Origin of the sequence: Streptomyces sp. NPDC014891 (assembly GCF_043081085.1) — a bacterium.
Classification (GTDB): domain Bacteria; phylum Actinomycetota; class Actinomycetes; order Streptomycetales; family Streptomycetaceae; genus Streptomyces.
In genome coordinates, this window is the sequence record NZ_JBIBWF010000012.1 from 206659 (window position 1) to 226266 (window position 19608).

Sequence of the window (19608 nt, forward strand, 5' to 3'; positions counted from 1 at the left end):
AAAGACCCGGTGCACAGAAGACGCTCGAAAGGGGGCGAAGGATGCACGGTTCCCCCCATGAGGTTCGTCGCATCCGTCGACCGGCCGAATCGTCCGAAAGGCAGACCCCCGTGGGGTGCCCCGCCGATCAGGCCGAGTGGGCCACGGCGACCCGCGGCGCGTGCGCGGCGTCGTAGCGCTCCAGCAGGAGCCGGGCCAACTCCGGGGACGGCCCCAGGACATCCGCGAGGACGTCCGCCTCCGCCGCGCCCGCCGCGATGCGGTCCGGGAGCCGCCCGGGGGCGATCACGTACGGTGCGACGGCCACGCGCCGGACGCCCGGCTCCGCGCGCAGGGCGCGCACGGCGTCCTCCGTGCGCGGAAGGGATGCGGAGGCGAACGCGGGCCGCACGGAGCACCAACCGGTGCGCCGCAGCTCCCGCGCCGTTTCTGCGATCACCGCGATCGCCTCCGGGTCTGTGGAGCCCGCCGAGGCCAGGACGACCCCGGTCGCGCTCTTGTCGCCGGGCGCGAGCCCGGCCTCGTACAGCCGCCGTTCCACCGCCTCGACGAGCAGCGGCGAGGGCCCGAGCACCTCCGCCTGGCGGATCCGCAGCGAGGGCGGCGCCTGCCGCAGTACGGCCGGGATGTCGGCCTTCGCGTGGAACGCCCGGGTCAGCAGCAGCGGCAGCGCCACCACGTCCCGGACGCCCTCGGCGGCGAGCCGGTCGAGGACCCCCGGCACCGTCGGCAGGTTGAAGTCCAGGAACGCCGTCTCCACGCGCGCCCCCGGCCGCAGCGCGGCGGCCCGGCGCACCAGCGCCTGGACGGTCGCGGCGTGCCGCGGGTCGCGGCTGCCGTGGGCGATCACGAGGAGGACGGGTCGGTTCACGGTGGATCGGCTCACTTCACCAGCAGGCCGCGGCTGCGGAGCACCCAGCGCTCCAGCGGGCTGAAGATCAGCAGGTCGATGGCGATGCCGACGACCAGGATCAGCAGGATCGCCAGGAATACGCCGGGCAGGTCGATGTTGTTCCGGCCGTTCTCCAGCAACTGGCCGAGGCCGAGGCCCAGGTCGGGGGAGGAGGCGATGATCTCGGCGGCCATCAGCGAGCGCCAGGAGAACGCCCAGCCCTGCTTGAGGCCGGCCAGGTAGCCGGGGAGCGCGGCGGGCAGCGTCACGTGCCAGGTGCCCCGCAGGCCGGTGGCGCCCATGGTGCGGCCGGCCCGCAGGAAGAGCGGCGGGACCTGGTCCACGCCGGACACCAGGCCGTTGGCGATGGACGGGACGGCGCCCAGCAGGATCACCGTGAACATCATCGCGTCGTTCAGTCCGAACCAGAGCACGGCCGGCGGCACCCACGCCACCGAGGGCAGCGACTGCAGACCCGACAGGATCGGCCCGATCGCGGCGCGGACGAACTTCACCCGGGCCACCAGGAGACCCAGCGGGGTGCCGATGGCCAGGGCCAGCAGGAAGCCGGCCAGACCGCGGGACACGCTGGTCCAGATGACCTCGAGCAGGGTGCCCTGCAGCCACATCTCGGTCAGGCCGTCCCACACCGCGGACGGCGCGGGCAGCTTCGTCTCGTCGGCGATCTTCGCGGAGACGAGGATCTGCCAGACGGCGAGGACGAGGACGACGGCGAGGGTGGGCGGGAAGACCTTGCGGAGCAGGACCTCGCGGACCGGGGTGCGGCGGATCTCGACGGCGTCCAGGGCGTCGAGACCGGCCTCCAGACCGGCGAGGTCGTCCTTCTTGACCGTCGCTGCGGTGTCAGTGCTGGCCATGGCGGCGGATCTCCCCACGCAGGTGTTCAGTGATCTCAAGGGACAGCTCGGCCACGTCCGCGTCCTCGATGCGGCGCGGCTGCGGGATGCCCACGGTCCACTCCTTCGCGACCCGGCCGGGACGGGAGGAGAGCAGCACGACCCGCTGGGCGAGCCGCACGGCCTCGCGCACGTTGTGGGTGACGAACAGGACGGAGAGGTTCGTCTCCTCCCAGATGCGGGTCAGCTCGCCGTGCAGGACGTCACGGGTGATGGCGTCCAGGGCCGCGAACGGCTCGTCCATCAGCAGCAGCTGGCTGTCCTGGGCGAGCGCCCGGGCGAGGGCCACGCGCTGCCGCATGCCGCCGGACAGCTCGTGGACCCGCTTGCCGTACGCGCCGCCGAGCCGGACCAGTTCGAGCAGCCGCTCCGCCTCCGGCCGGCGGTCGGCCTTGGGCACCCCGCGCAGCCGCAGGGCCAGTTCGATGTTCTTGCCCGCGGTCAGCCACGGGAACAGGGCGTGCTCCTGGAACATCAGGGCCGGCCGGCCGCCCGGGGTCTCGATGGACCCCTGGGTCGGCCGGTCGAGCCCCGCGACCAGGTTCAGCAGGGTGGACTTGCCGCACCCCGATGCCCCCAGGATGGTGACGAACTCGCCGGGCGCGACGTCGAGGGTGACGTCGTCCAGGACGAGCTGGGTACCGGCCGGGCCGGAGAAGGACTTCGAGACGTGCTCGATCCGGGCGGCGTGCGTCTGCTCCGCTACGGTGCCCTCGGCAGCCTTGGCGAACGTCGTGGCCATGGTCGTCACCTCCTGGGGTTACGGATTCGCGGTCTGGTTCGTCGGCTCGGCGGTTACTTGACGCCGAGACCGGCGTCGGAGACCTCGGGCTTGCCGGCGGCCTTCAGCACCTTGTTGAGGAGCGTGAGGTCGTAGATGCCGGCCAGGTCGGGCTGCTTGATCAGCTGAGCCTTGACCGCCCACTCGGACTGGGTCTTGAGCGTCGCGGCCAGCGGGTCGTCGGTGATCGCGATGCTCGGCCACGCCGGGTCGATGACCTTGGCGTCCAGCGCCTTCCCGCCGAGGGACTTGAGCGCCGCGTTGGCGGACGCCTTGGCCTTGTCCGGGTTGGCGTTGATCCACTCGTTGGTCTTCACCGTGCCCGTCAGCACGGCCTCGACCACGTCCGGGTGCTCCGTGAGGAACTTCTGCGACACGATGATGTTCGTGATCACGAACTTCTTCCCGGGCCACAGGGTGGTCTCGTCGAGGAGGACCTTGCCGCCCTGGGAGACGAGCTTGGAGGCGGTCGGCTCGGGCACCCAGGCGCCGTCGATGGAGCCGGACTTGAAGGCGTCCGGGGTCACCTTGTTGTCCGTGCGGACGACGGAGACGTCACCCTTGCCGGACTCCGGGTCGACCTTCCAGCCCTTCTCCGCGATCCAGTTGAGGAGCGCGACGTCCTGCGTGTTCCCCTTCTGGGGGGTGGCGATCCGCTTGCCCTTGAGGTCGTCCAGGGTCTTGATCTTGTCCGGGTTCACGACCAGCTTGACGCCGCCGGAGGCGGATCCGGAGATGATCCGCAGGTTCTTGCCCTTGGACTTGACGTACGCGTTGATGGACGGCGACGGGCCGATGAAGCCGATGTCGAGCGAGCCGCCGTTGAGCGCCTCGATCTCGGACGGGCCGGCGTTGAAGGTCTGCGGCTTGAGCTCGGTGCCGCCCAGCTCCTTCTGGATCAGGCCGTCCTTGACGCCGATCAGCGCGGTCGCGTGCGTGAGGTTGGGGAAGTACCCGAGCCGTACGGTGTCGGCGGAGAGCTTCTTGCCCTCGGCTGCCACCTTCTTCTCGTCGTTCTTCGCGTCGGAGCCGTAGCCGCAGGAGGCGAGCGCGCCGATCAGCAGCGGCAGAGCGGCGGCGGCGGCGAGGCCGCGGCGCAGGGTGGTACGGGTGGTGGCAGGCACGGGAGGTGTTCCCCTCGATTCAGCGTTTTCGAAGTCTGCGTCTATGTCGTTCGGGGTGGAGCGGGGTCGCGCCGCACGGGCGGCGCGTCGAGGTCAGCACGCACATCGCGCGACGCCTCCCATGCCCGCGCCGAGGGCGCCGGAGCCCACCCGGCCGCCTTCCTTCGCGAAGGTGGCGTAGACGTTCTCGTTCATGTCAGAAGTCCCACCCTTCCTCGTCCTTGTCGTCGGCGCCGTCGCCGCTTGCGTCGACCACGACGGCCTTGGCGGTGGCGAAGGAGTCGCCCGCCATGCCCGCCGCGAGCGTGGTGCCGTCCGCCGGGTCGATCAGCAGGAACGAACCGGTGCGGCGCGAGTCGGCGTACGTGTCGAGCGCGAGCGGCTCGGCGGTGCGCACCACGACCCGGCCGATGTCGTTGGCGACCAGCTGCCCCGGGGTCGGGTGCTGCGAGAGGTCGTCCAGGGTCAGCCGCGAGGGGATCTCCTTGACGATCGCCTTGACCGTGCGGGTGGTGTGCTTGAGCAGCACCCGCTGGCCGACGGCGAGCGCCCGGTCCGCCACGTGGCAGACGGTCGCCTCGATGTCCTGTGTGGTCGCCGGGGCGTCACCGCTCGGGGCGAGCAGGTCGCCGCGCGAGATGTCGATGTCGTCGGCGAGCCGGATGGTGACCGACTGCGGTGCCCAGGCGATGTCCACGGACTCGCCCAGCGCGTCGATGCCGGTGATCGTGGAGGTCTTCCCCGAGGGCAGGACGGTGATCTCCTCGCCCACCCGGAAGGCGCCGGCGGCGATCTGGCCCGCGTAGCCCCGGTAGTCGGGGTGCTCGGCGGTCTGCGGCCGGATCACGTACTGCACCGGGAACCGCGCGTGGCAGGCCGTCAGGTCGTGGCTCACCGGGACGGTCTCCAGGTGCTCCAGGACCGTCGGGCCGCCGTACCAGTCCATGTTCGCGGAGGGCTCCACGACGTTGTCGCCGGCCAGCGCGGAGATCGGGATGGCGGTGATCTCCGGGACGCCGAGCTCGGAGGCGTACGTGGTGAACTCCTCGGCGATCGCGGCGAAGACGGGCTCCCGGTAGTCGACCAGGTCCATCTTGTTCACGGCCAGGACCACGTGCGGGACGCGGAGGAGGGCGGCGACGGCGGCGTGCCGGCGGGTCTGCTCGACGACGCCGTTGCGGGCGTCGACGAGGACCACGGCCAGCTCGGCGGTGGAGGCGCCGGTCACCATGTTCCGGGTGTACTGCACGTGCCCGGGGGTGTCGGCGAGGATGAAGCGGCGGCGGGGCGTGGCGAAGTAGCGGTAGGCCACGTCGATGGTGATGCCCTGCTCGCGCTCGGCCCGCAGCCCGTCGGTGAGGAGCGCCAGGTCGGGGGCCTCCTGGCCGCGGGAGCGTGAGGCGTGCTCCACGGCCTCCAGCTGGTCGGCCAGGACCGACTTGGAGTCGTGCAGGAGCCGGCCCACCAGGGTGGACTTGCCGTCGTCGACGGAGCCGGCGGTGGCGAAGCGCAGCAGGGTGGTGGCCGCCAGCTGCTCGGTCAGCTGCTCGGTGGACGTGCTCATTAGAAGTACCCTTCGCGCTTGCGGTCTTCCATCGCGGCCTCGGACATCTTGTCGTCGGCGCGGGTGGCGCCCCGCTCGGTGAGCCGGGAGGCGGCGATCTCGGCGATGACGGCGTCCAGCGTGGTGGCGTCGGAGTCGACGGCGCCGGTGCAGGACATGTCGCCGACGGTGCGGTAGCGGATCAGCCGCGTCTCCGTGGTCTCGGACTCCTTCGGGCCGCCCCAGTCGCCGGCCGTCAGCCACATCCCGTTGCGGGCGAAGACCTCGCGCTCGTGGGCGAAGTAGATCGCCGGGAGCTCGATCCGCTCGCGCTGGATGTACTGCCAGACGTCCAGCTCGGTCCAGTTGGACAGCGGGAAGACACGGACGTGCTCGCCGGGGGCGTGCCGGCCGTTGTAGAGCTGCCAGAGCTCGGGGCGCTGGCGGCGCGGGTCCCACTGCGAGAACTCGTCGCGGAGCGAGAACACGCGCTCCTTGGCGCGCGCCTTCTCCTCGTCGCGGCGGCCGCCGCCGAACACGGCGTCGAAGCGGTGCTGCTGGATCGCCTCGGTGAGCGGCACGGTCTGCAGCGGGTTGCGGGTGCCGTCGGGGCGCTCGCGGAGCCGGCCGGAGTCGATGTACTCCTGCACGGACGCGACGTGCAGCCGCAGGCCGTGCTCGGCGACGGTGCGGTCGCGGTACTCCAGGACCTCGGGGAAGTTGTGCCCGGTGTCGACGTGCAGCAGCGTGAAGGGGATCGCCGCGGGGGCGAAGGCCTTCAGCGCCAGGTGCAGCATGACGATGGAGTCCTTGCCGCCGGAGAAGAGGATCACCGGCCGCTCGAACTCGCCCGCCACCTCACGGAAGATGTGGACGGCCTCGGACTCCAGGGAGTCCAGGTGCGACAGCGCGAACGGGTTGTCGGTGCTGTCGTGGACATGGGCGACGGTGGTCACAGCAGACCCCTCTCGGTGAGCAGCGCGTGGAGCTGCGCCGCGGACTCCTGCACGGTCTGGGTGTGGGACTCGATCCGGAGATCCGGGTCGCGCGGCTCGTCGTACGGGTCGTCGACGCCGGTGAGGCCGCTGATCTCGCCCGCGGCCTGCTTGGCGTAGAGGCCCTTCACGTCGCGTACGGAGCAGACGTCGACGGGGGTGGCGACGTGGACCTCGACGTAGGGGGTGCCTTCGGAGGCGTGGCGCTTGCGGACCGCCTCGCGGCTGTCCTCGTACGGGGCGATGACGGGCACGAGGGCCTTCACGCCGTTGGAGGCGAGCAGCTCCGCGACGAACCCGATCCGCTGCACGTTGGTGTGCCGGTCCTCGCGGCTGAAGCCGAGGCCCGCGGAGAGGAACTCGCGGATCTCGTCGCCGTCGAGCACCTCGACCCGGTGGCCCTCCTCGCGGAGCCGGCCGGCCAGCTCGTACGCGATGGTGGTCTTGCCGGCGCTCGGCAGGCCGGTGAGCCAGATGGTGGCACCCGTCACGTGCTTCTCCTGAACTTCCTGAGTGTCCGTCATCCGTGCAGCCCGCATTCGGTCTTGCCGCGTCCCGCCCAGCGTCCGGCGCGGGCGTCCTCGCCCTCCAGGACGCGGCGGGTGCAGGGGGCGCAGCCGACGGAGGCGTAGCCGTCCATCAGGAGCGGGTTGGTGAGGACGCCGTGCTCCGCGACGTACGCGTCGACGTCGTCCTGCGTCCAGCGTGCGATGGGGGAGACCTTGACCTTCCGGCGCTTCTCGTCCCAGCCGACGACCGGGGTGTTCGCCCGGGTGGGGGACTCGTCGCGGCGCAGGCCGGTGGCCCAGGCGGCGTAGCCGGTGAGGCCGTCCTCCAGGGGCTTGACCTTGCGCAGCGCGCAGCACAGGTCGGGGTCGCGGTCGTGTAGCTCAGGTCCGTACTCGGCGTCCTGCTCGGCCACGGTCTGACGCGGGGTCAGGGTGATGACGTGGACGTCCATGACGGCGTCCACGGCGTCACGGGTGCCGATGGTCTCCTCGAAGTGGTAGCCGGTGTCGAGGAAGACGACGTCGACGCCGGGCCGGACCCGGGAGGCGAGGTGGGCGACGACCGCGTCCTCCATGGAGGAGGTGACGCAGAAGCGGTCGCCGAAGGTGTCGACGGCCCAGCGGAGGATCTCCACCGCGGAGGCGTCCTCCAGATCGCGGCCGGCCTGCTCGGCGAGTGCCTTGAGGTCGGCCGCGGTGGCGTGCTGAGTGAGCGTCATATCTCTTTCCCTCCAGGGGTACGACCCGAAGTCCCGGGGGCGAGCAGCCCCAGGAACTTCAACTGGAAGGCTCGGCTGCACGCGGCGCATTCCCAGGCGCCGTGGCCCTGCTCGTGGGGACGCAGGTCCTCGTCGCCGCAGTAGGGGCAGTGGAAGGGGGCGGCGCGCTCGCTCACGACAGTGCCTCCTCGGAGGCGCGGGCGGCCCAGGTGGCGAAGCGCTCGCCGGTCTCGCGCTCCGCCTGGAAGCGCTTGAGGACGCGCTCCACGTAGTCGGGGAGCTCGGCCGCGGTGACCTTGAGGCCGCGGACCTTGCGGCCGAAGCCGGCCTCCAGGCCGAGTGCGCCGCCGAGGTGCACCTGGTAGCCCTCGACGCGGTTGCCCTCGTCGTCCAGGACCAGCTGGCCCTTGAGGCCGATGTCCGCGACCTGGATGCGGGCGCAGGCGTTCGGGCAGCCGTTGATGTTGATCGTCAGCGGCTCGTCGAAGTCCGGGACGCGGCGCTCCAGTTCGTCGATGAGCGAGGCTCCGCGGGCCTTGGTCTCGACGATCGCGAGCTTGCAGAACTCGATGCCGGTGCAGGCCATGGTGCCGCGCCGGAAGGGCGTGGGGTTCACCCGCAGGTCGAGGGCCTCGAGGGCGGCGACCGCCGAGTCGAGCTGGGCCTCCTCGATGTCGAGGAGGATCATCTTCTGGTCCGCGGTGGTGCGCAGCCGGCCGGAGCCGTGCTGCTCGGCCAGACCCGCGATCTTGGTGAGCGTGGCGCCGTCGACCCGGCCGACGCGCGGGGCGAAGCCGATGTAGAACCGGCCGTCCTTCTGCCGGTGCACGCCCATGTGGTCGCGCCACTGGCCGGCGGGCTGCTCGGGAGCGGGGCCGTCGGTCAGCTTGCGCCGCAGGTACTCGTCCTCCAGGACCTGGCGGAACTTCTCCGGGCCCCAGTCGGCGACGAGGAACTTCAGGCGGGCGCGGTTGCGCAGCCGGCGGTAGCCGTAGTCGCGGAAGATCGAGATGACGCCCTCGTAGATGTCCGGGACCTCGTCGAGGGAGACCCAGGCGCCGAGGCGGACGCCCAGCTTGGGGTTGGTGGAGAGGCCGCCGCCGACCCAGACGTCGAAGCCGGGGCCGTGCTCCGGGTGGTCCACGCCGACGAAGGCGATGTCGTTGATCTCGTGCGCCACGTCGAGCTGCGGCGAGCCGGAGACCGCGGACTTGAACTTGCGGGGCAGGTTGGAGAAGTCCTTGTTGCCGACGATGCGGCGGTAGATCTCGTCGATGGCGGGGGTGCCGTCGATGATCTCGTCGGCCGCGATGCCGGCCACCGGGGAGCCGAGGATGACACGCGGGGTGTCGCCGCAGGCCTCGGTGGTGGACAGGCCGACCGCCTCCAGGCGGTTCCAGATCTCGGGGACGTCCTCGATGCGGATCCAGTGGTACTGGACGTTCTGCCGGTCCGTGATGTCGGCGGTGCCCCGGGCGAACTCCTCGGAGATCTCGCCGATCACGCGGAGCTGCTCGGTCGTCAGCCGGCCGCCGTCGATGCGGACGCGGAGCATGAAGTACTCGTCGTCCAGCTCCTCCGGCTCCAGGACGCCCGTCTTGGTGCCGTCCAGTCCCTGCTTGCGCTGGGTGTAGAGGCCCCACCAGCGCATGCGTCCGCGCAGGTCGTTGGGGTCGATGGAGTCGAATCCGCGCTTCGAGTAGACCGTCTCAATACGTGTCCGAACGTTGAGACCGTCGTCGTCCTTCTTGAACTGCTCATTGCCGTTCAGCGGGGTGAAGTGCCCCACGGCCCACTGACCCTCGCCACGGTGGCGCCCGGTCTTGCGGCGTGCGGCGGCGGGAGTGGGGTTTTCCGGGGTGGCGGCCATGGCGTCTTGTCCTTCGGGACTGCGAGAGGGCGGCTCTGACCTGCACACTGGCGCTCAGGTCGGAGGGTGGCGCGTCAGTGCGCAGCAGGGTCGGGCAGAGTCGTGCTGAAAAGTGATCGCGGCGGTGCTGGTTCTCTCAGCGCGCCGGACAGATGGCGCTGGACATGCGGCCCAGGTCGACGTGCCGCCGACTCACCAAGGCAATTCCAGTTCCAGACATGACGGAAGCGTGTCACGGGACTTTGGACCCAGTCCAGCATCGTCCAGAATGCGGACATAGCCGTCTCGCTTGTCGAGACGGTGTGGTCTGGGTCACGCGGAAGGGGCCCTGATCAGGGCCCCTTCGCCGCTCCTCGACGCCGTGCGTCCCGTGACGCGTCCGGTGACGCACGGGACGTCACGTCCCCGGCCGTCAGGCGTGGGCGCCCGGCCAGGGGCCCGGGGTCTCGCTCTCCTCGACCTCCTCCACCTTGGTGTCGAAGAGCCGGAAGCCGCGGCGCTCGTAGTTCGCCATCGCGTGCGGGCCGTCCAGCGAGCAGGTGTGCAGCCAGACGCGCCGCGTGGTCTCCCGCCCCGGCCAGCGGTCGGCCAGGTCCCAGGCCCGCGCCGCCCCGTAGGAGAGGAGGTGGCCGCCGATCCGGCGCCCCCGGAAGGCCGGGATCAGGCCGAAGTAGACGATCTCCACCACGCCGTCGTCCTGCGGGTCCAGCTCCACGTACCCGGCGGGCGTCCCCTTGTCGTACGCCACCCAGATCTCGGCGCCCGGCTTGTCGACGATCTCCTGCCACTGCTTGTACGTCAGCGACAGCCGGTCGTTCCAGCGGATGTCGCCGCCGACCGCCGTGTAGAGGAAGCGGCTGTACTCCGGCGACGGGACCGCGGCCCGCGCGACCGTGATGTCGTCGCCCTCCGGGGCGGGGGAGGGGCGGAGATCGGACGGCGAGGTCTGTTCGAGGGACCAGGTGGTGAGAGTGATGCGCATGGACTCATCGCATCACGGCCCCGTCCGGCGCGGCGACCGGGGGGGCGGGGCCGGAGCCAGCCCACCGGTCGCCGTCCGCATCGGCGGGGCCGGAGCCCGCCCACCGGTCGCCGTCCGCATCCGCGGGGCCGGGGCCCGCCCCCGCCGGCGCTGTCCGCATGCTGGACAGCGGGAGGCCGGCGCGGTCGTGCGGGATCCCCGAGCGGCGGCTCAGCCGCCCCCGCCCGGGCCCCGCACCGCGGGCGCCAGGGAGTGGGGCAGCAGGTCCGCGGGGCGCTCCGGGCGGAGCACCTCCACCGCGACCTCCTCGCTGAAGCGGTACGGGCGGTGCGCGAGGACCCCCGCGAGGTTCCGGCGCACCCGGGACATCTCCGCCCGCACCGTCACCGTCCGCGTGCGGTCGCCGAAGACGTCGTCCGCCAGCTCCGCCGCCGTCCGGCCGTCCCGGTGCAGCGCCAGGACGTAGAGGAGCTCCGCGTGCCGGGGGCTGAGCTCCTGCTGCCAGCTGCCCGCGGCCCCCGAGACGGACACCGTCCACCGGCGCGGTCTGCTCAGGTCGAGCACCACCCGGCTCGCCGCCGCCGCGCCCGGCTCCTCCGACGGCGTCTCCTCCTCGACCCGCAGCAGCCAGCCGCCGGGCAGCGGTTCCACCGCGCAGACGCCGAGCGAGGGCAGCCACATCCGGCCCGAGCGGAACGACTTCGGCAGCGCGATCCGGTCCACCGGCGCGAGCCCCGTCACCGCCGCCGTCCAGCCGTGGCTGTCCACCGCGACGGCCCGGCCGCCCACCCGGCACAGGATCGGCGCGGCCACCGCCCGCAGCCGCTCGACCGAGCGGTGGTGCCGCTCCCGCATCTCCGCCTCGGCGAGCTGGGCCACCGAACCGACCAGGGCCAGCATCGCCGGATGGAAGGTGGACGCGGGACCGCTCACGTCCAGGATGCCGAGCAGCCGCCGGTCGCGCGGGTCGTGCACCGGCGCGGCGGCGCAGGTCCAGTTGTGGAGCGCCTGGACGTAGTGCTCGGCGGAGTGCACCTGTACCGCACGGCCCATGGCGAGGGCCGTGCCGACCGCGTTCGTCCCGGTGGTGCGCTCGGCCCAGGACGCCCCCTCCTCCAGGCAGATGCCGTTCGCCTGCCGCATCACCGCCGGGTTCCCCTGCCGCCACAGCACCCGGCCGTACTCGTCGGTGACGATCATGATCTGGAGCGAGGTGTCGGCGATGCCGGCGAGGCCGCCGCTCAGCGTCTGCATCACCTCGGAGAGGAGCGTGCTCCTGCGCCGCTCCTCCAGCTCGTCCGGAGGCAGGAGCACCGTGCTCGTGCCCTGGTCGGGGTCGAGCCCCAGCCGGGCCATCCGCTGCCACGACGCGTCGATCACCGGGCGGGGCGCGATCGGGGGCGTCCGCCCGGCGAGCGTCTCCTCGCGGACCCGGTGGAGCAGCCGGGTGGCCCGGGCGGCGTCCATGGCGGCGAGCCGCTTCATGTCGAGCTGCGTGTTCTTCATCGGTCTCTCCCAGCCACCCGGGGTGCTGTATCGGTTCTGCACGGGGCAGATGTCCGGAGTGTCGGTGCCCATCGTGCCGTTCGGAACCGCCCCGCGAGGCCCGGTTCGGGTAATCCTGCAACCCTTTGCAACTCTGGTCGGCGACCGGCCCCCCGGGTGAAGCTGGTGCGAGCGGCGGGTGGTGCCGTGTCGGCGCAGCACCACCCCCGCTTTTCCGCGCGCGCCGACCCTCACGGGTCCACCCCTGGCGCGCGCGGCAGACTTCCCCCGCCGCGCCCCGCCGCGCCGCCCGCCCGCGCCGCCCGCGCCGCGCCGTCTCAGACCTCCACGCGCGCCCGCTCCACCAGCGCCCGCAGGTCCAGCGTGTGCGGCAGCGTCCCGAACGCCGCGCCCCCGTCCCCGCCCAGCCGCGCCGCGCAGAACGCGTCGGCGACCTCCGGCGGCGCCCACCGCACCAGCAGGGCCCCCTGGAGGACCAGCGCGAGGCGCTCCGCGAGCCGCCGCGCCCGCGCCTCGATCCCGTCCAGGTCCGCCAGTTCCACGAGCAGCCCCCGGATCGCCCGGTCGAGCCGGTGGTCCGCGCCCCGCGCCGCCCCGACCTCCCGCAGGAACGCGTCCAGCGCGGCGGGCTCCGTCCGCAGCGCCCGGACCACGTCCAGCGCCTGCACGTTCCCCGAGCCCTCCCAGACCGAGTTGAGCGGCGACTCCCGCAGCAGCCGGGGCATCCCGGACTCCTCCACGTAGCCGTTGCCGCCCAGGCACTCCAGCGCCTCCGCCACCATCGGCGTGCACCGCTTCGCGACCCAGTACTTCGCCGCCGGAACGGTGATGCGGAGCAGGGCCCGCTCCCGCTCGGCGTGGTCGCCGCCCGCGTCGGCCGCGTCGTAGGCGGCCGCGAGACGCATGCCCAGCACCGTGGCCGCCTCCGACTCCAGGGCGAGGTCCGCGAGCACGTTCCGCATCAGCGGCTTGTCGGCGAGCGGCCCGCCGAAGGCCTCGCGGTACGTGCAGTGGTGCACGGCCTGCGCGACCGCCTGCCGCATCAGCGCGGCCGAGCCGAGGACGCAGTCCACCCGGGTCGCCGCGACCATGCCCATGATCGTGGTGAGCCCGCGCCCCTCAGCGCCCACCCGGCGCGCCCAGGTCGTCCCGTCGAACTCCACCTCGGCGGAGGCGTTCGAGCGGTTGCCCAGCTTGTCCTTCAGCCGCTGCAGCGCGAAGGCGTTCCGCGAACCGTCCGCGAGCACCCGGGGCACCAGGAAACAGGTGAGCCCCGCCGGAGCCTGCGCGAGGACCAGGAAGGCGTCCGACATGGGCGCCGAGCAGAACCACTTGTGCCCCGTCAGGACGTACTCGCCGTCGGCGGCCAGCGGCCGCGCCTCCGTCGTGTTCGCCCGGACGTCGCTGCCGCCCTGCTTCTCCGTCATGGCCATCCCGAGCAGCGCGCCGGGCTTCTCCGCCACCGGGCGGAGCTCCCGCTCGTACACGTGCGAGGTCGCCGCCGGCACCCACACCTCGGCCAGCTCCGGCTCGGCGCGCAGCGCGGGCACGGACGCGTGCGTCATCGACACGGGGCAGCCGTGCCCGGCCTCCGCCTGCGACACCACCAGGAACCCGGCGGCCCGCCGCACATGGCCGCCCGGCCGGCCCCACGCGTCCGTCAGCCCGGCCCCCACCGACTTGCCGAGGAGCCGGTGCCAGGCCGGATCGAACGCGACCTCGTCGATCCGGCGGCCGTACCGGTCGTGGGTCCGCAGCCGCGGCGGGTTCGCGTTCGCCAGCTCCCCCCACTCCCGGACCTGGGCCGAACCCGCCGCCCGGCCCAGCACGACGAGGTCCTCCCGGACCTCCGCGTGGAGATCCGGCGCCAGGTGCCGTTCCACCGCCTCCGTCAGGACGGCATCGGTCGTGAAGACGTCGTACCCGACCAGGGGCGGAGGCTGGTTGGTCACGGTGTGGGAGCGCGGTGCCATGCCGATACGGTAAGCAGGTGCAGGCAGCAAGCGAAACACCCGAACGGCCCGAGCGGCGGCCCTGGAGCAGGCTCCACCGCGCGCGCGTCCTCTACCGCAACGTCTCGAAGCGGAAGATGGCCTGGCTGCTCCTGAAGGACACCGTCAACTCGTGCATCGAGTACCGGATCCTCGGCCTCGCCGCCGAAGCCGCCTTCTTCACCCTGCTGTCCCTGCCGCCGCTGCTCCTCGGCCTGATCGCCCTCCTCGGCTACGCCGACGACTGGACCAACACGGACACCGTGGCGAGCATCCAGGAGAACATCCTCCGCGCCGCCGGAACGGTCCTCTCCGACCGGGGCGTGGAGGACATCGCCAAGCCCATCCTCGACGACGTGACCCAGGGCAAGCGGCCCGACCTGATCTCCCTCGGCTTCGCCATCGCCCTCTGGTCCGGCTCGCGCGCCGTGAACGTCTTCATCGACACCATCACCGTCATGTACGGGCTCGACGGCCACCGCGGGATCGTGAAGACCCGCCTCCTGGCCTTCCTGCTCTACCTCGTGGCCCTGCTCATCGGCGCGGTGGTGCTGCCCCTCGCGGTCGTCGGCCCCGACCGGGTCGTCGAACTCGTCCCCTGGGGCACCGAGGTCGTCTCGGTGCTCTACTGGCCGGCCGTCATCCTGCTCTCCATCGCCTTCCTCACCACGCTCTACCACGTGTCCGTGCCCGTCAGATCGCCCTGGATCGAGGACATCCCGGGCGCCCTCGTTGCCCTCGGGATGTGGGTCCTCGGCAGCTTCCTGCTCCGCATCTACCTGACCAGCCAGGTCGAGGGGCCGACGATCTACGGCTCCCTCGCGGCCCCCATCGCCGTCCTCCTCTGGATCGGCATCTCGGCCTTCGCCGTCCTCGTCGGCGCCGCGGTGAACGCCGCCATCGACCGCGTCTGGCCCTCGGTCGCCACCGCGGCGGCCCGCGAGGCCAACGAGCGGGCCCGCGCCGTCCAGGCGGCGGAACTCGTCGCCCGGGTGCGCGCGGAGGCCGAGGACGTCGACGAGGACGACCCCGACATGCCGTCCGAGTTCCCCGAGCGCTGGTCCCGGTTCCTGCCCCCGGACGACGTGAAGTCCCGCCTCCACTCCGGCTGGGAGAAGGACTGACCCACCGGCGTGGGGCTACGTTGGGGGCGTGTACGAGGAACGCCCCGCCCTGCTCGACGGAGCCGTCCTGTGGACCCGGACCGCCGCCGGCCCCGGCACGGGCGGCTCCCGGCCCGTCCTGCCCGACGGCTGCATGGACCTGATCTGGGCCGGCGGACACCTCCTCGTCGCCGGACCCGACACACGCGCGCACGTACCGGCGGAGTCCGCCGAACGGTACGCGGGAGTCCGCTTCGCCCCCGGTGACGCCCCCGCCTTCTTCGGCGTACCGGCCCACGAGCTGCGCGACCGGCGGGTCCCGCTCGCCGACCTGTGGGGCGCCGCCGGGACGCGACGGCTCGGCGAACGGATCACCGACGCCCCCGACCCGGCCGCGGCCCTGGACGAGGCCGTCCGGCGCCGGGCCGCCGACCTCCCCGCGCCCGACCCGCTGCTCCGGGCCGTCGCGGACCGCCTCGCGGCCGGCCGGGCGGTCGCCGAGACGGCCGACGCGGTCGGCCTCGGTGCCCGGCAGCTCCACCGGCGCTCCCTCGACGCCTTCGGCTACGGCCCCAAGACCCTCGCCCGTATCCTCCGGCTCCAGCGGGCCCTCGCGCTGGTGCTGTCCGGGGTGCCGTACGCGGAGGCGGCCGTCCGCGCGGGCTGCGCCGACCAGGCCCACCTCGCACGCGAGACGAGGGCGCTGGCCGGCATGACGCTCGGCGCCTACACGGCGTCGGCGGCGGCATCGGCGAACAGCGAGACGCCGGAACCGTCCGGGTCGAGGACCACGGCGTAGCGCTGCCCCCAGAAGGCGTCCCAGGGCTTCAGATGCCCCCGGTACCCGGCGGCGACCAGCTCCTCGTACGCCGCGTCCACGGCCCGGGGCGTGGCGCACCGGAAGGCGAGCTCGATTCGGTTGCCGCCCTCGGGACGCCGCCATTCCGGGTCCAGGGAGCGCACGACGTCCTCCGTGTCCCAGGCGATCCGCAGCCCGCCGGGCAGCGCGGCCTCCACGTGCGGGGCCGACTCGGCCCCGTCCGGGATGTCCAGGCCGAGACGGCGGTAGAAGGCGAGCGAGGCGGCCATGTCGGAGACGACGACGCCGATCATGTCCAGACGGGGGCTGAGGTCAGGTGCTGTGTCCATGGGGGCACGGTAGGCAGGGCGCCCTCCGCCGGTCTTGTACGAATCGGACGCGGCACCCGAGGTCCGGCGAGGCGGCCTCCGGCGGATCGTCCGTACGGATCCGGCCACTCCTCGTCGGGATCCGCCCGACTGGCCTGATTAATATGACTTTCCCGTCCCGCTCTCACGGTCGCCGAGGCCGCCCCACCGCGGGGCCCCTCCTCCCGTCCGCGCCCCCGGGGCGTCGGCGCGACACCGCAAGGCGGCACCAGATGCGCGTACTCCTCGTCGAGGACGAGACCGACCTCCGCGAGCTCATCGAGGCGGGTCTCAAGGACGCCGGGTACGCCGTCGACGCGGTCGCCGACTGGCCCCACGCCGACTACCTGCTCGACCTCACGGAGTACGACTGCGTGGTCCTGGACCGGATGGTCCCCTCCGGCGACACCCTGCGCGCGCTCGACGGCCGCCGCCGCGCGGGCTGGTCCACGCCGGTCCTCTGCCTGACCGCCCTCCACGCCCTGCCCGACCGGGTCGAGGGCTTCCGCGCGGGAGCCGACGACTACCTCGCCAAACCCTTCGCCATGGTCGAACTGGTCATGCGGGTCGGCAGCCTCACCCGGCGCGCGCCGGGCCGGCTGTCCGTCCACCTGGCGCACGCGGACATCGAGCTGGACGCGGCCCGCCGGGAGGTCCGCCGGGCCGGCGTCCTGCTCTCGCTGACGCCCAAGGAGTACGCCGTCCTGCACCACCTCCTGGTCCACCGGGAGAACGTCGTCACCCGCACCGCGCTCGTGGAGCACTGCTGGGACGAGATGGCCGACCCGGTGTCCAACGTGGTCGACGCCGTGATGGCCGGACTCCGCCGCAAGCTCGGCTCGCCGCAGCTCATCCGGACCGTGCGGGGCCACGGGTTCCTCCTCGGCGGTCCGACCGGGGACGGCGCGTGACCGACCGGGACCGCGCCGCCGGGCCGCGCCGCCGACTGCGCCGTCTGCAACGGCGGCTCACCCTCGCGTACACGCTCACCACGCTGGTCGGGGTGAGCGTGCTCTCCTGGCTGGTGATCCACACGGACGGCCGCTCCTGGCGGAACGCGGAGTTCGACGAGATGCTCCGGCACGCGGCGGTCAGCACCTCGCTGATCTACTACACGGACGCGGGAGTCCAGCTCGACGGCCTGCGCGACGACGAGTCCACGCGGGGCCGCCACCAGGTCTCCGTCCTGCTGAGCCGGACGAGGATCGGCACGCCCGCGAAGGGCGTGGCGGACGGCGCGGGGAAGGACGCGACGGGGAGACCGGCCGCCGGACGGGCGGGCGGTGAGGCGCGCACGCCCGGTGCGGGCCGTCCGACCGGAGCGGTGCGTCCGGCCGGGCCCGGCGGGCTCGACCGGGTCTTCACCTCCGGGAGCCGTTCCGTCCCCGTCTCCGGCGAACGGATCGCCGCCCTGGCCCGTACCGCCATGGACGAGGACGTCACGGTGCGCGAGGAGGTCCCGGCCGGGGACCGGACCGCCTACGCCGTGGCGCGGCCGTTCTACCACGACGAGACCCAGGAGACGACCGGCGCCGTCGTCGTCATCGGCGACCCGGGACTGCGGATGGCCGAACACACCCGCCTGACGTACGCGGTCCTCACCGGCTCCGGGCTCCTGACCCTGCTCGCCGCCTTCACCGGCCACCTCCTCTCGGGGCGCAGCCTGCGGCCCGCGTGGCAGGCGCTCGAAGCCCAGGAGCGGCTGCTCGCCGACGCCGCGCACGAACTGCGCACCCCGGTGGCGATCATGCGGAGCTCGATGGACGTGGCGGGGACCGACCCGGGGAAGCTGCCCACCCATCTGCCGCGGATCCGGCGGGCCACCGACCGGCTGACCGACGTCGTGGAGAACGTCCTGACACGGGGGCGGCTCCAGGACTCGGCGGCCTCGTTCAGCCCGGTGGCGCTCCGCCTCGACCAGCTGGTGGAGGACGCGTGCGGGGAACTGCCGCCCGGTCGGCTCACCCTCACCCTGCGGCTCGACGAGTCGGTGGTGGACGCCGATCCCGCCCTGACGCGCGTGGCCGTGCGGAACCTCCTGGACAACGCGCTGCGCCACGGACGCACGCCGGGCGATCCGCACGGCGGGGCGGAGATCGACGTCAGCGTGCGGGGCCACACGGTGTCGGTGGCGGACCGGGGGCCGGGCGTGGCGGCGGAGGAACTGCCGGATCTGACCGAACGGTTCCGTTCGCGCGGCGGCGGGGCGGGGATCGGTCTATCCCTGGTCCGGGAGATCGCGGCGGCGCACGGGGGAACGCTCACCGCGCGGGCGAGGCCCGGGGGAGGCGCGGTCTTCCTGCTCGCGCTCGGACCGGCGGGCCAGGCCCGGCACGCGCGGGCGGGCGCCTCATGAATTCCTCACGATCGAACGAGGAGGCTACGGACATCCTTTCCCCCCTCGTGCTGGAGAACGTGTGCCGAAGCATGCCCCCACCCCGTTCCGCCGCAGGAAGTCGACGCGGGCGGCGCTCGCCGCGGGCGTCGTCGCGGCGCTCGGCGCCGGTGTCCTGTTCACCCAGGCCGTCGCGTCGTCGGGCGACACCCGGCCGCGCGCCGCGCGGAACGTGACGACCCCCGCAACGGCCGGGCCGACGCCCCCCGCCAAGGCGAGGCCGACCACCGCTCCCAAGACGGCGGCTCCCGCCCAGGCGAAACCGACCACCGCTCCCAAGCCGACCACCACCCGGCGGGCGACCACCGCCCCGAAGGCGACGACCGCCCCGAAGGCGACCGCACCCGCCGGGCCGACGACCGCGAAGGTGGCGCTGCCCACCGCGAACGCGCCGTTCGACTACCAGATCGGCGGCGCCTACACCCCGCCGAAGAACGTCGGGGTCGTCTCCCGCGACCGTACGGCGAAGCCCGCCGCCGGGCTCTACAACATCTGCTACGTCAACGCCTTCCAGACCCAGCCGGACGCGCTGGACTGGTGGGAGACGAACCAGCCGGACCTGCTGCTCCGCGACCGCTCCGGTGCGCCCGTGCAGGACGAGGACTGGGGCGAGGTGCTGCTGGACACCTCGACCGCGGACCGCCGCGAGCGGCTGGCGAAGATCGTCGGCGGATGGATCGACGGCTGCGCGAAGAGCGGCTTCCAGGCGGTGGAGCCCGACAACCTCGACTCGTACGAGCGCTCGGGCGGCCGGCTGACGAAGCAGCACAACGCGGCGTTCGCCCGGCTCCTGGCCCAGCGGGCGCACGTCGCCGGACTCGCCATCGGCCAGAAGAACACCACGGAGCTGCTGCCCGAGCGCGGGACGATCGGCTTCGACTTCGCGGTGGCCGAGGAGTGCGGCCAGTACGAGGAGTGCGAGGCGTACGCGACGGCGTACGCGAACCGCGTCTACGTCATCGAGTACACCGGCACCGGCTACGGCCGGGCGTGCGCGGACTGGGGCGGCACGCTCTCGATCGTCCAGCGCGACCTCGACGTGAGCGCCCCGGGCGGCTCGTACCGCTACCGGGCCTGCTGACCCCCACGGGTGCCGGCGGGGACGGCCGACCGC

At 72.9% G+C, this 19608-nt stretch carries 20 protein-coding genes; 5 read left to right on the forward strand and 15 right to left on the reverse strand.

The genetic code is table 11. The features are described 5' to 3' along the window. Positions 1–127: 127 nt before the first annotated feature. From ACF09E_RS30400 to ACF09E_RS30465, 14 genes are all read right to left on the reverse strand, one after another. Positions 128–871 (reverse strand): sirohydrochlorin chelatase, encoded by a 744-nt coding sequence (locus ACF09E_RS30400; RefSeq protein ID WP_392208751.1) that lies wholly within the window; start codon positions 869–871, stop codon positions 128–130. 11 nt (positions 872–882) lie between these two features. Then, entirely contained in the window at positions 883–1770 is an 888-nt protein-coding gene (locus tag ACF09E_RS30405) for an ABC transporter permease (protein WP_392208753.1), read from the reverse strand. After that, the gene (locus ACF09E_RS30410) at positions 1757–2551 is read right to left on the reverse strand and encodes an ABC transporter ATP-binding protein (RefSeq protein WP_392208755.1); all 795 of its coding nucleotides are present in this window, start codon (positions 2549–2551) and stop codon (positions 1757–1759) included. The genes ACF09E_RS30405 and ACF09E_RS30410 overlap by 14 nt, the downstream gene beginning before the upstream one ends. Positions 2552–2604: 53 nt before the next feature. Further along, positions 2605–3714 carry an aliphatic sulfonate ABC transporter substrate-binding protein gene (locus tag ACF09E_RS30415; RefSeq protein WP_388802933.1) on the reverse strand — a complete coding sequence of 370 codons (1110 nt, stop codon included), beginning with the start codon at positions 3712–3714 and terminating at the stop codon, positions 2605–2607. 196 nt (positions 3715–3910) lie between these two features. Beyond that, positions 3911–5278 (reverse strand): sulfate adenylyltransferase subunit 1, encoded by a 1368-nt coding sequence (locus ACF09E_RS30420; RefSeq protein ID WP_392208757.1) that lies wholly within the window; start codon positions 5276–5278, stop codon positions 3911–3913. Further along, on the reverse strand, positions 5278–6213 hold the full coding sequence (cysD, locus tag ACF09E_RS30425) for a sulfate adenylyltransferase subunit CysD (protein ID WP_392208759.1): 936 nt from the start codon (positions 6211–6213) through the stop codon (positions 5278–5280). Before cysD ends, ACF09E_RS30420 begins: the two co-directional genes overlap by 1 nt. Further along, positions 6210–6791: an adenylyl-sulfate kinase gene (gene cysC / locus ACF09E_RS30430; protein ID WP_383587603.1), complete on the reverse strand. Its 582-nt coding sequence runs from the start codon at positions 6789–6791 to the stop codon at positions 6210–6212. Before cysC ends, cysD begins: the two co-directional genes overlap by 4 nt. Further along, complete coding sequence (locus tag ACF09E_RS30435) at positions 6773–7480, reverse strand: phosphoadenylyl-sulfate reductase (RefSeq protein ID WP_392208761.1); 708 nt, start codon at positions 7478–7480, stop codon at positions 6773–6775. Before ACF09E_RS30435 ends, cysC begins: the two co-directional genes overlap by 19 nt. Continuing rightward, positions 7477–7656 carry a hypothetical protein gene (locus ACF09E_RS30440; RefSeq protein WP_361853461.1) on the reverse strand — a complete coding sequence of 60 codons (180 nt, stop codon included), beginning with the start codon at positions 7654–7656 and terminating at the stop codon, positions 7477–7479. The genes ACF09E_RS30435 and ACF09E_RS30440 overlap by 4 nt, the downstream gene beginning before the upstream one ends. Then, complete coding sequence (locus ACF09E_RS30445; protein ID WP_392208763.1) at positions 7653–9350, reverse strand: nitrite/sulfite reductase; 1698 nt, start codon at positions 9348–9350, stop codon at positions 7653–7655. Before ACF09E_RS30445 ends, ACF09E_RS30440 begins: the two co-directional genes overlap by 4 nt. A 136-nt stretch (positions 9351–9486) precedes the next feature. After that, entirely contained in the window at positions 9487–9570 is an 84-nt protein-coding gene (locus ACF09E_RS30450; protein WP_310591794.1) for a putative leader peptide, read from the reverse strand. Between the two features lie 192 nt (positions 9571–9762). Beyond that, a complete protein-coding gene (locus ACF09E_RS30455; protein WP_388802919.1) occupies positions 9763–10332 on the reverse strand; it encodes a GNAT family N-acetyltransferase in 570 nt (189 codons plus the stop codon). A gap of 210 nt (positions 10333–10542) precedes the next feature. After that, positions 10543–11838, reverse strand: coding sequence for a GAF domain-containing protein (locus tag ACF09E_RS30460; RefSeq protein WP_392208765.1), 1296 nt, complete (start codon positions 11836–11838; stop codon positions 10543–10545). 317 nt (positions 11839–12155) lie between these two features. Next, positions 12156–13811, reverse strand: a complete 1656-nt coding sequence (locus ACF09E_RS30465; protein ID WP_392208767.1) for an acyl-CoA dehydrogenase family protein — start codon at positions 13809–13811, stop codon at positions 12156–12158. Positions 13812–13828: 17 nt separating this feature from the next. Between ACF09E_RS30465 and ACF09E_RS30470 the strand changes: the two genes are divergently transcribed. Further along, positions 13829–14953, forward strand: a complete 1125-nt coding sequence (locus tag ACF09E_RS30470; protein WP_388802910.1) for a YihY/virulence factor BrkB family protein — start codon at positions 13829–13831, stop codon at positions 14951–14953. Between the two features lie 28 nt (positions 14954–14981). After that, positions 14982–15731, forward strand: coding sequence for a helix-turn-helix domain-containing protein (locus ACF09E_RS30475; RefSeq protein ID WP_392208769.1), 750 nt, complete (start codon positions 14982–14984; stop codon positions 15729–15731). On the opposite strand, the gene ACF09E_RS30480 is transcribed toward ACF09E_RS30475, so the two are convergent. Further along, entirely contained in the window at positions 15659–16081 is a 423-nt protein-coding gene (locus ACF09E_RS30480) for a VOC family protein (RefSeq protein WP_392208771.1), read from the reverse strand. The genes ACF09E_RS30475 and ACF09E_RS30480 overlap by 73 nt on opposite strands. A gap of 251 nt (positions 16082–16332) precedes the next feature. Between ACF09E_RS30480 and ACF09E_RS30485 the strand changes: the two genes are divergently transcribed. The 3 genes from ACF09E_RS30485 to ACF09E_RS30495 all read left to right on the forward strand — a co-directional run bounded on the left by ACF09E_RS30485 (position 16333) and on the right by ACF09E_RS30495 (position 19575). Further along, the gene (locus ACF09E_RS30485) at positions 16333–17010 is read left to right on the forward strand and encodes a response regulator transcription factor (protein ID WP_392208773.1); all 678 of its coding nucleotides are present in this window, start codon (positions 16333–16335) and stop codon (positions 17008–17010) included. Continuing rightward, positions 17007–18455, forward strand: a complete 1449-nt coding sequence (locus tag ACF09E_RS30490; protein ID WP_392208775.1) for a sensor histidine kinase — start codon at positions 17007–17009, stop codon at positions 18453–18455. Before ACF09E_RS30485 ends, ACF09E_RS30490 begins: the two co-directional genes overlap by 4 nt. A 61-nt stretch (positions 18456–18516) precedes the next feature. After that, the gene (locus ACF09E_RS30495; RefSeq protein WP_392208777.1) at positions 18517–19575 is read left to right on the forward strand and encodes an endo alpha-1,4 polygalactosaminidase; all 1059 of its coding nucleotides are present in this window, start codon (positions 18517–18519) and stop codon (positions 19573–19575) included. The last annotated feature ends 33 nt before the right edge of the window (positions 19576–19608 follow it).

Excerpts from the sequence above, each read along its gene's own strand:
- ACF09E_RS30460 (WP_392208765.1), bottom strand. The coding sequence starts at position 11,838 with ATGAAGAACACGCAGCTCGACATGAAGCGGCTCGCCGCCATGGACGCC.
- ACF09E_RS30420 (WP_392208757.1), bottom strand. The coding sequence starts at position 5,278 with ATGAGCACGTCCACCGAGCAGCTGACCGAGCAGCTGGCGGCCACCACC.
- ACF09E_RS30485 (WP_392208773.1), top strand. The coding sequence starts at position 16,333 with ATGCGCGTACTCCTCGTCGAGGACGAGACCGACCTCCGCGAGCTCATC.
- ACF09E_RS30445 (WP_392208763.1), bottom strand. The coding sequence starts at position 9,350 with ATGGCCGCCACCCCGGAAAACCCCACTCCCGCCGCCGCACGCCGCAAG.
- ACF09E_RS30435 (WP_392208761.1), bottom strand. The coding sequence starts at position 7,480 with ATGACGCTCACTCAGCACGCCACCGCGGCCGACCTCAAGGCACTCGCC.
- cysC (WP_383587603.1), bottom strand. The coding sequence starts at position 6,791 with ATGCGGGCTGCACGGATGACGGACACTCAGGAAGTTCAGGAGAAGCAC.
- ACF09E_RS30405 (WP_392208753.1), bottom strand. The coding sequence starts at position 1,770 with ATGGCCAGCACTGACACCGCAGCGACGGTCAAGAAGGACGACCTCGCC.
- ACF09E_RS30410 (WP_392208755.1), bottom strand. The coding sequence starts at position 2,551 with ATGGCCACGACGTTCGCCAAGGCTGCCGAGGGCACCGTAGCGGAGCAG.
- ACF09E_RS30455 (WP_388802919.1), bottom strand. The coding sequence starts at position 10,332 with ATGCGCATCACTCTCACCACCTGGTCCCTCGAACAGACCTCGCCGTCC.
- ACF09E_RS30465 (WP_392208767.1), bottom strand. The coding sequence starts at position 13,811 with ATGGCACCGCGCTCCCACACCGTGACCAACCAGCCTCCGCCCCTGGTC.
- ACF09E_RS30480 (WP_392208771.1), bottom strand. The coding sequence starts at position 16,081 with ATGGACACAGCACCTGACCTCAGCCCCCGTCTGGACATGATCGGCGTC.
- ACF09E_RS30450 (WP_310591794.1), bottom strand. The coding sequence starts at position 9,570 with ATGTCTGGAACTGGAATTGCCTTGGTGAGTCGGCGGCACGTCGACCTG.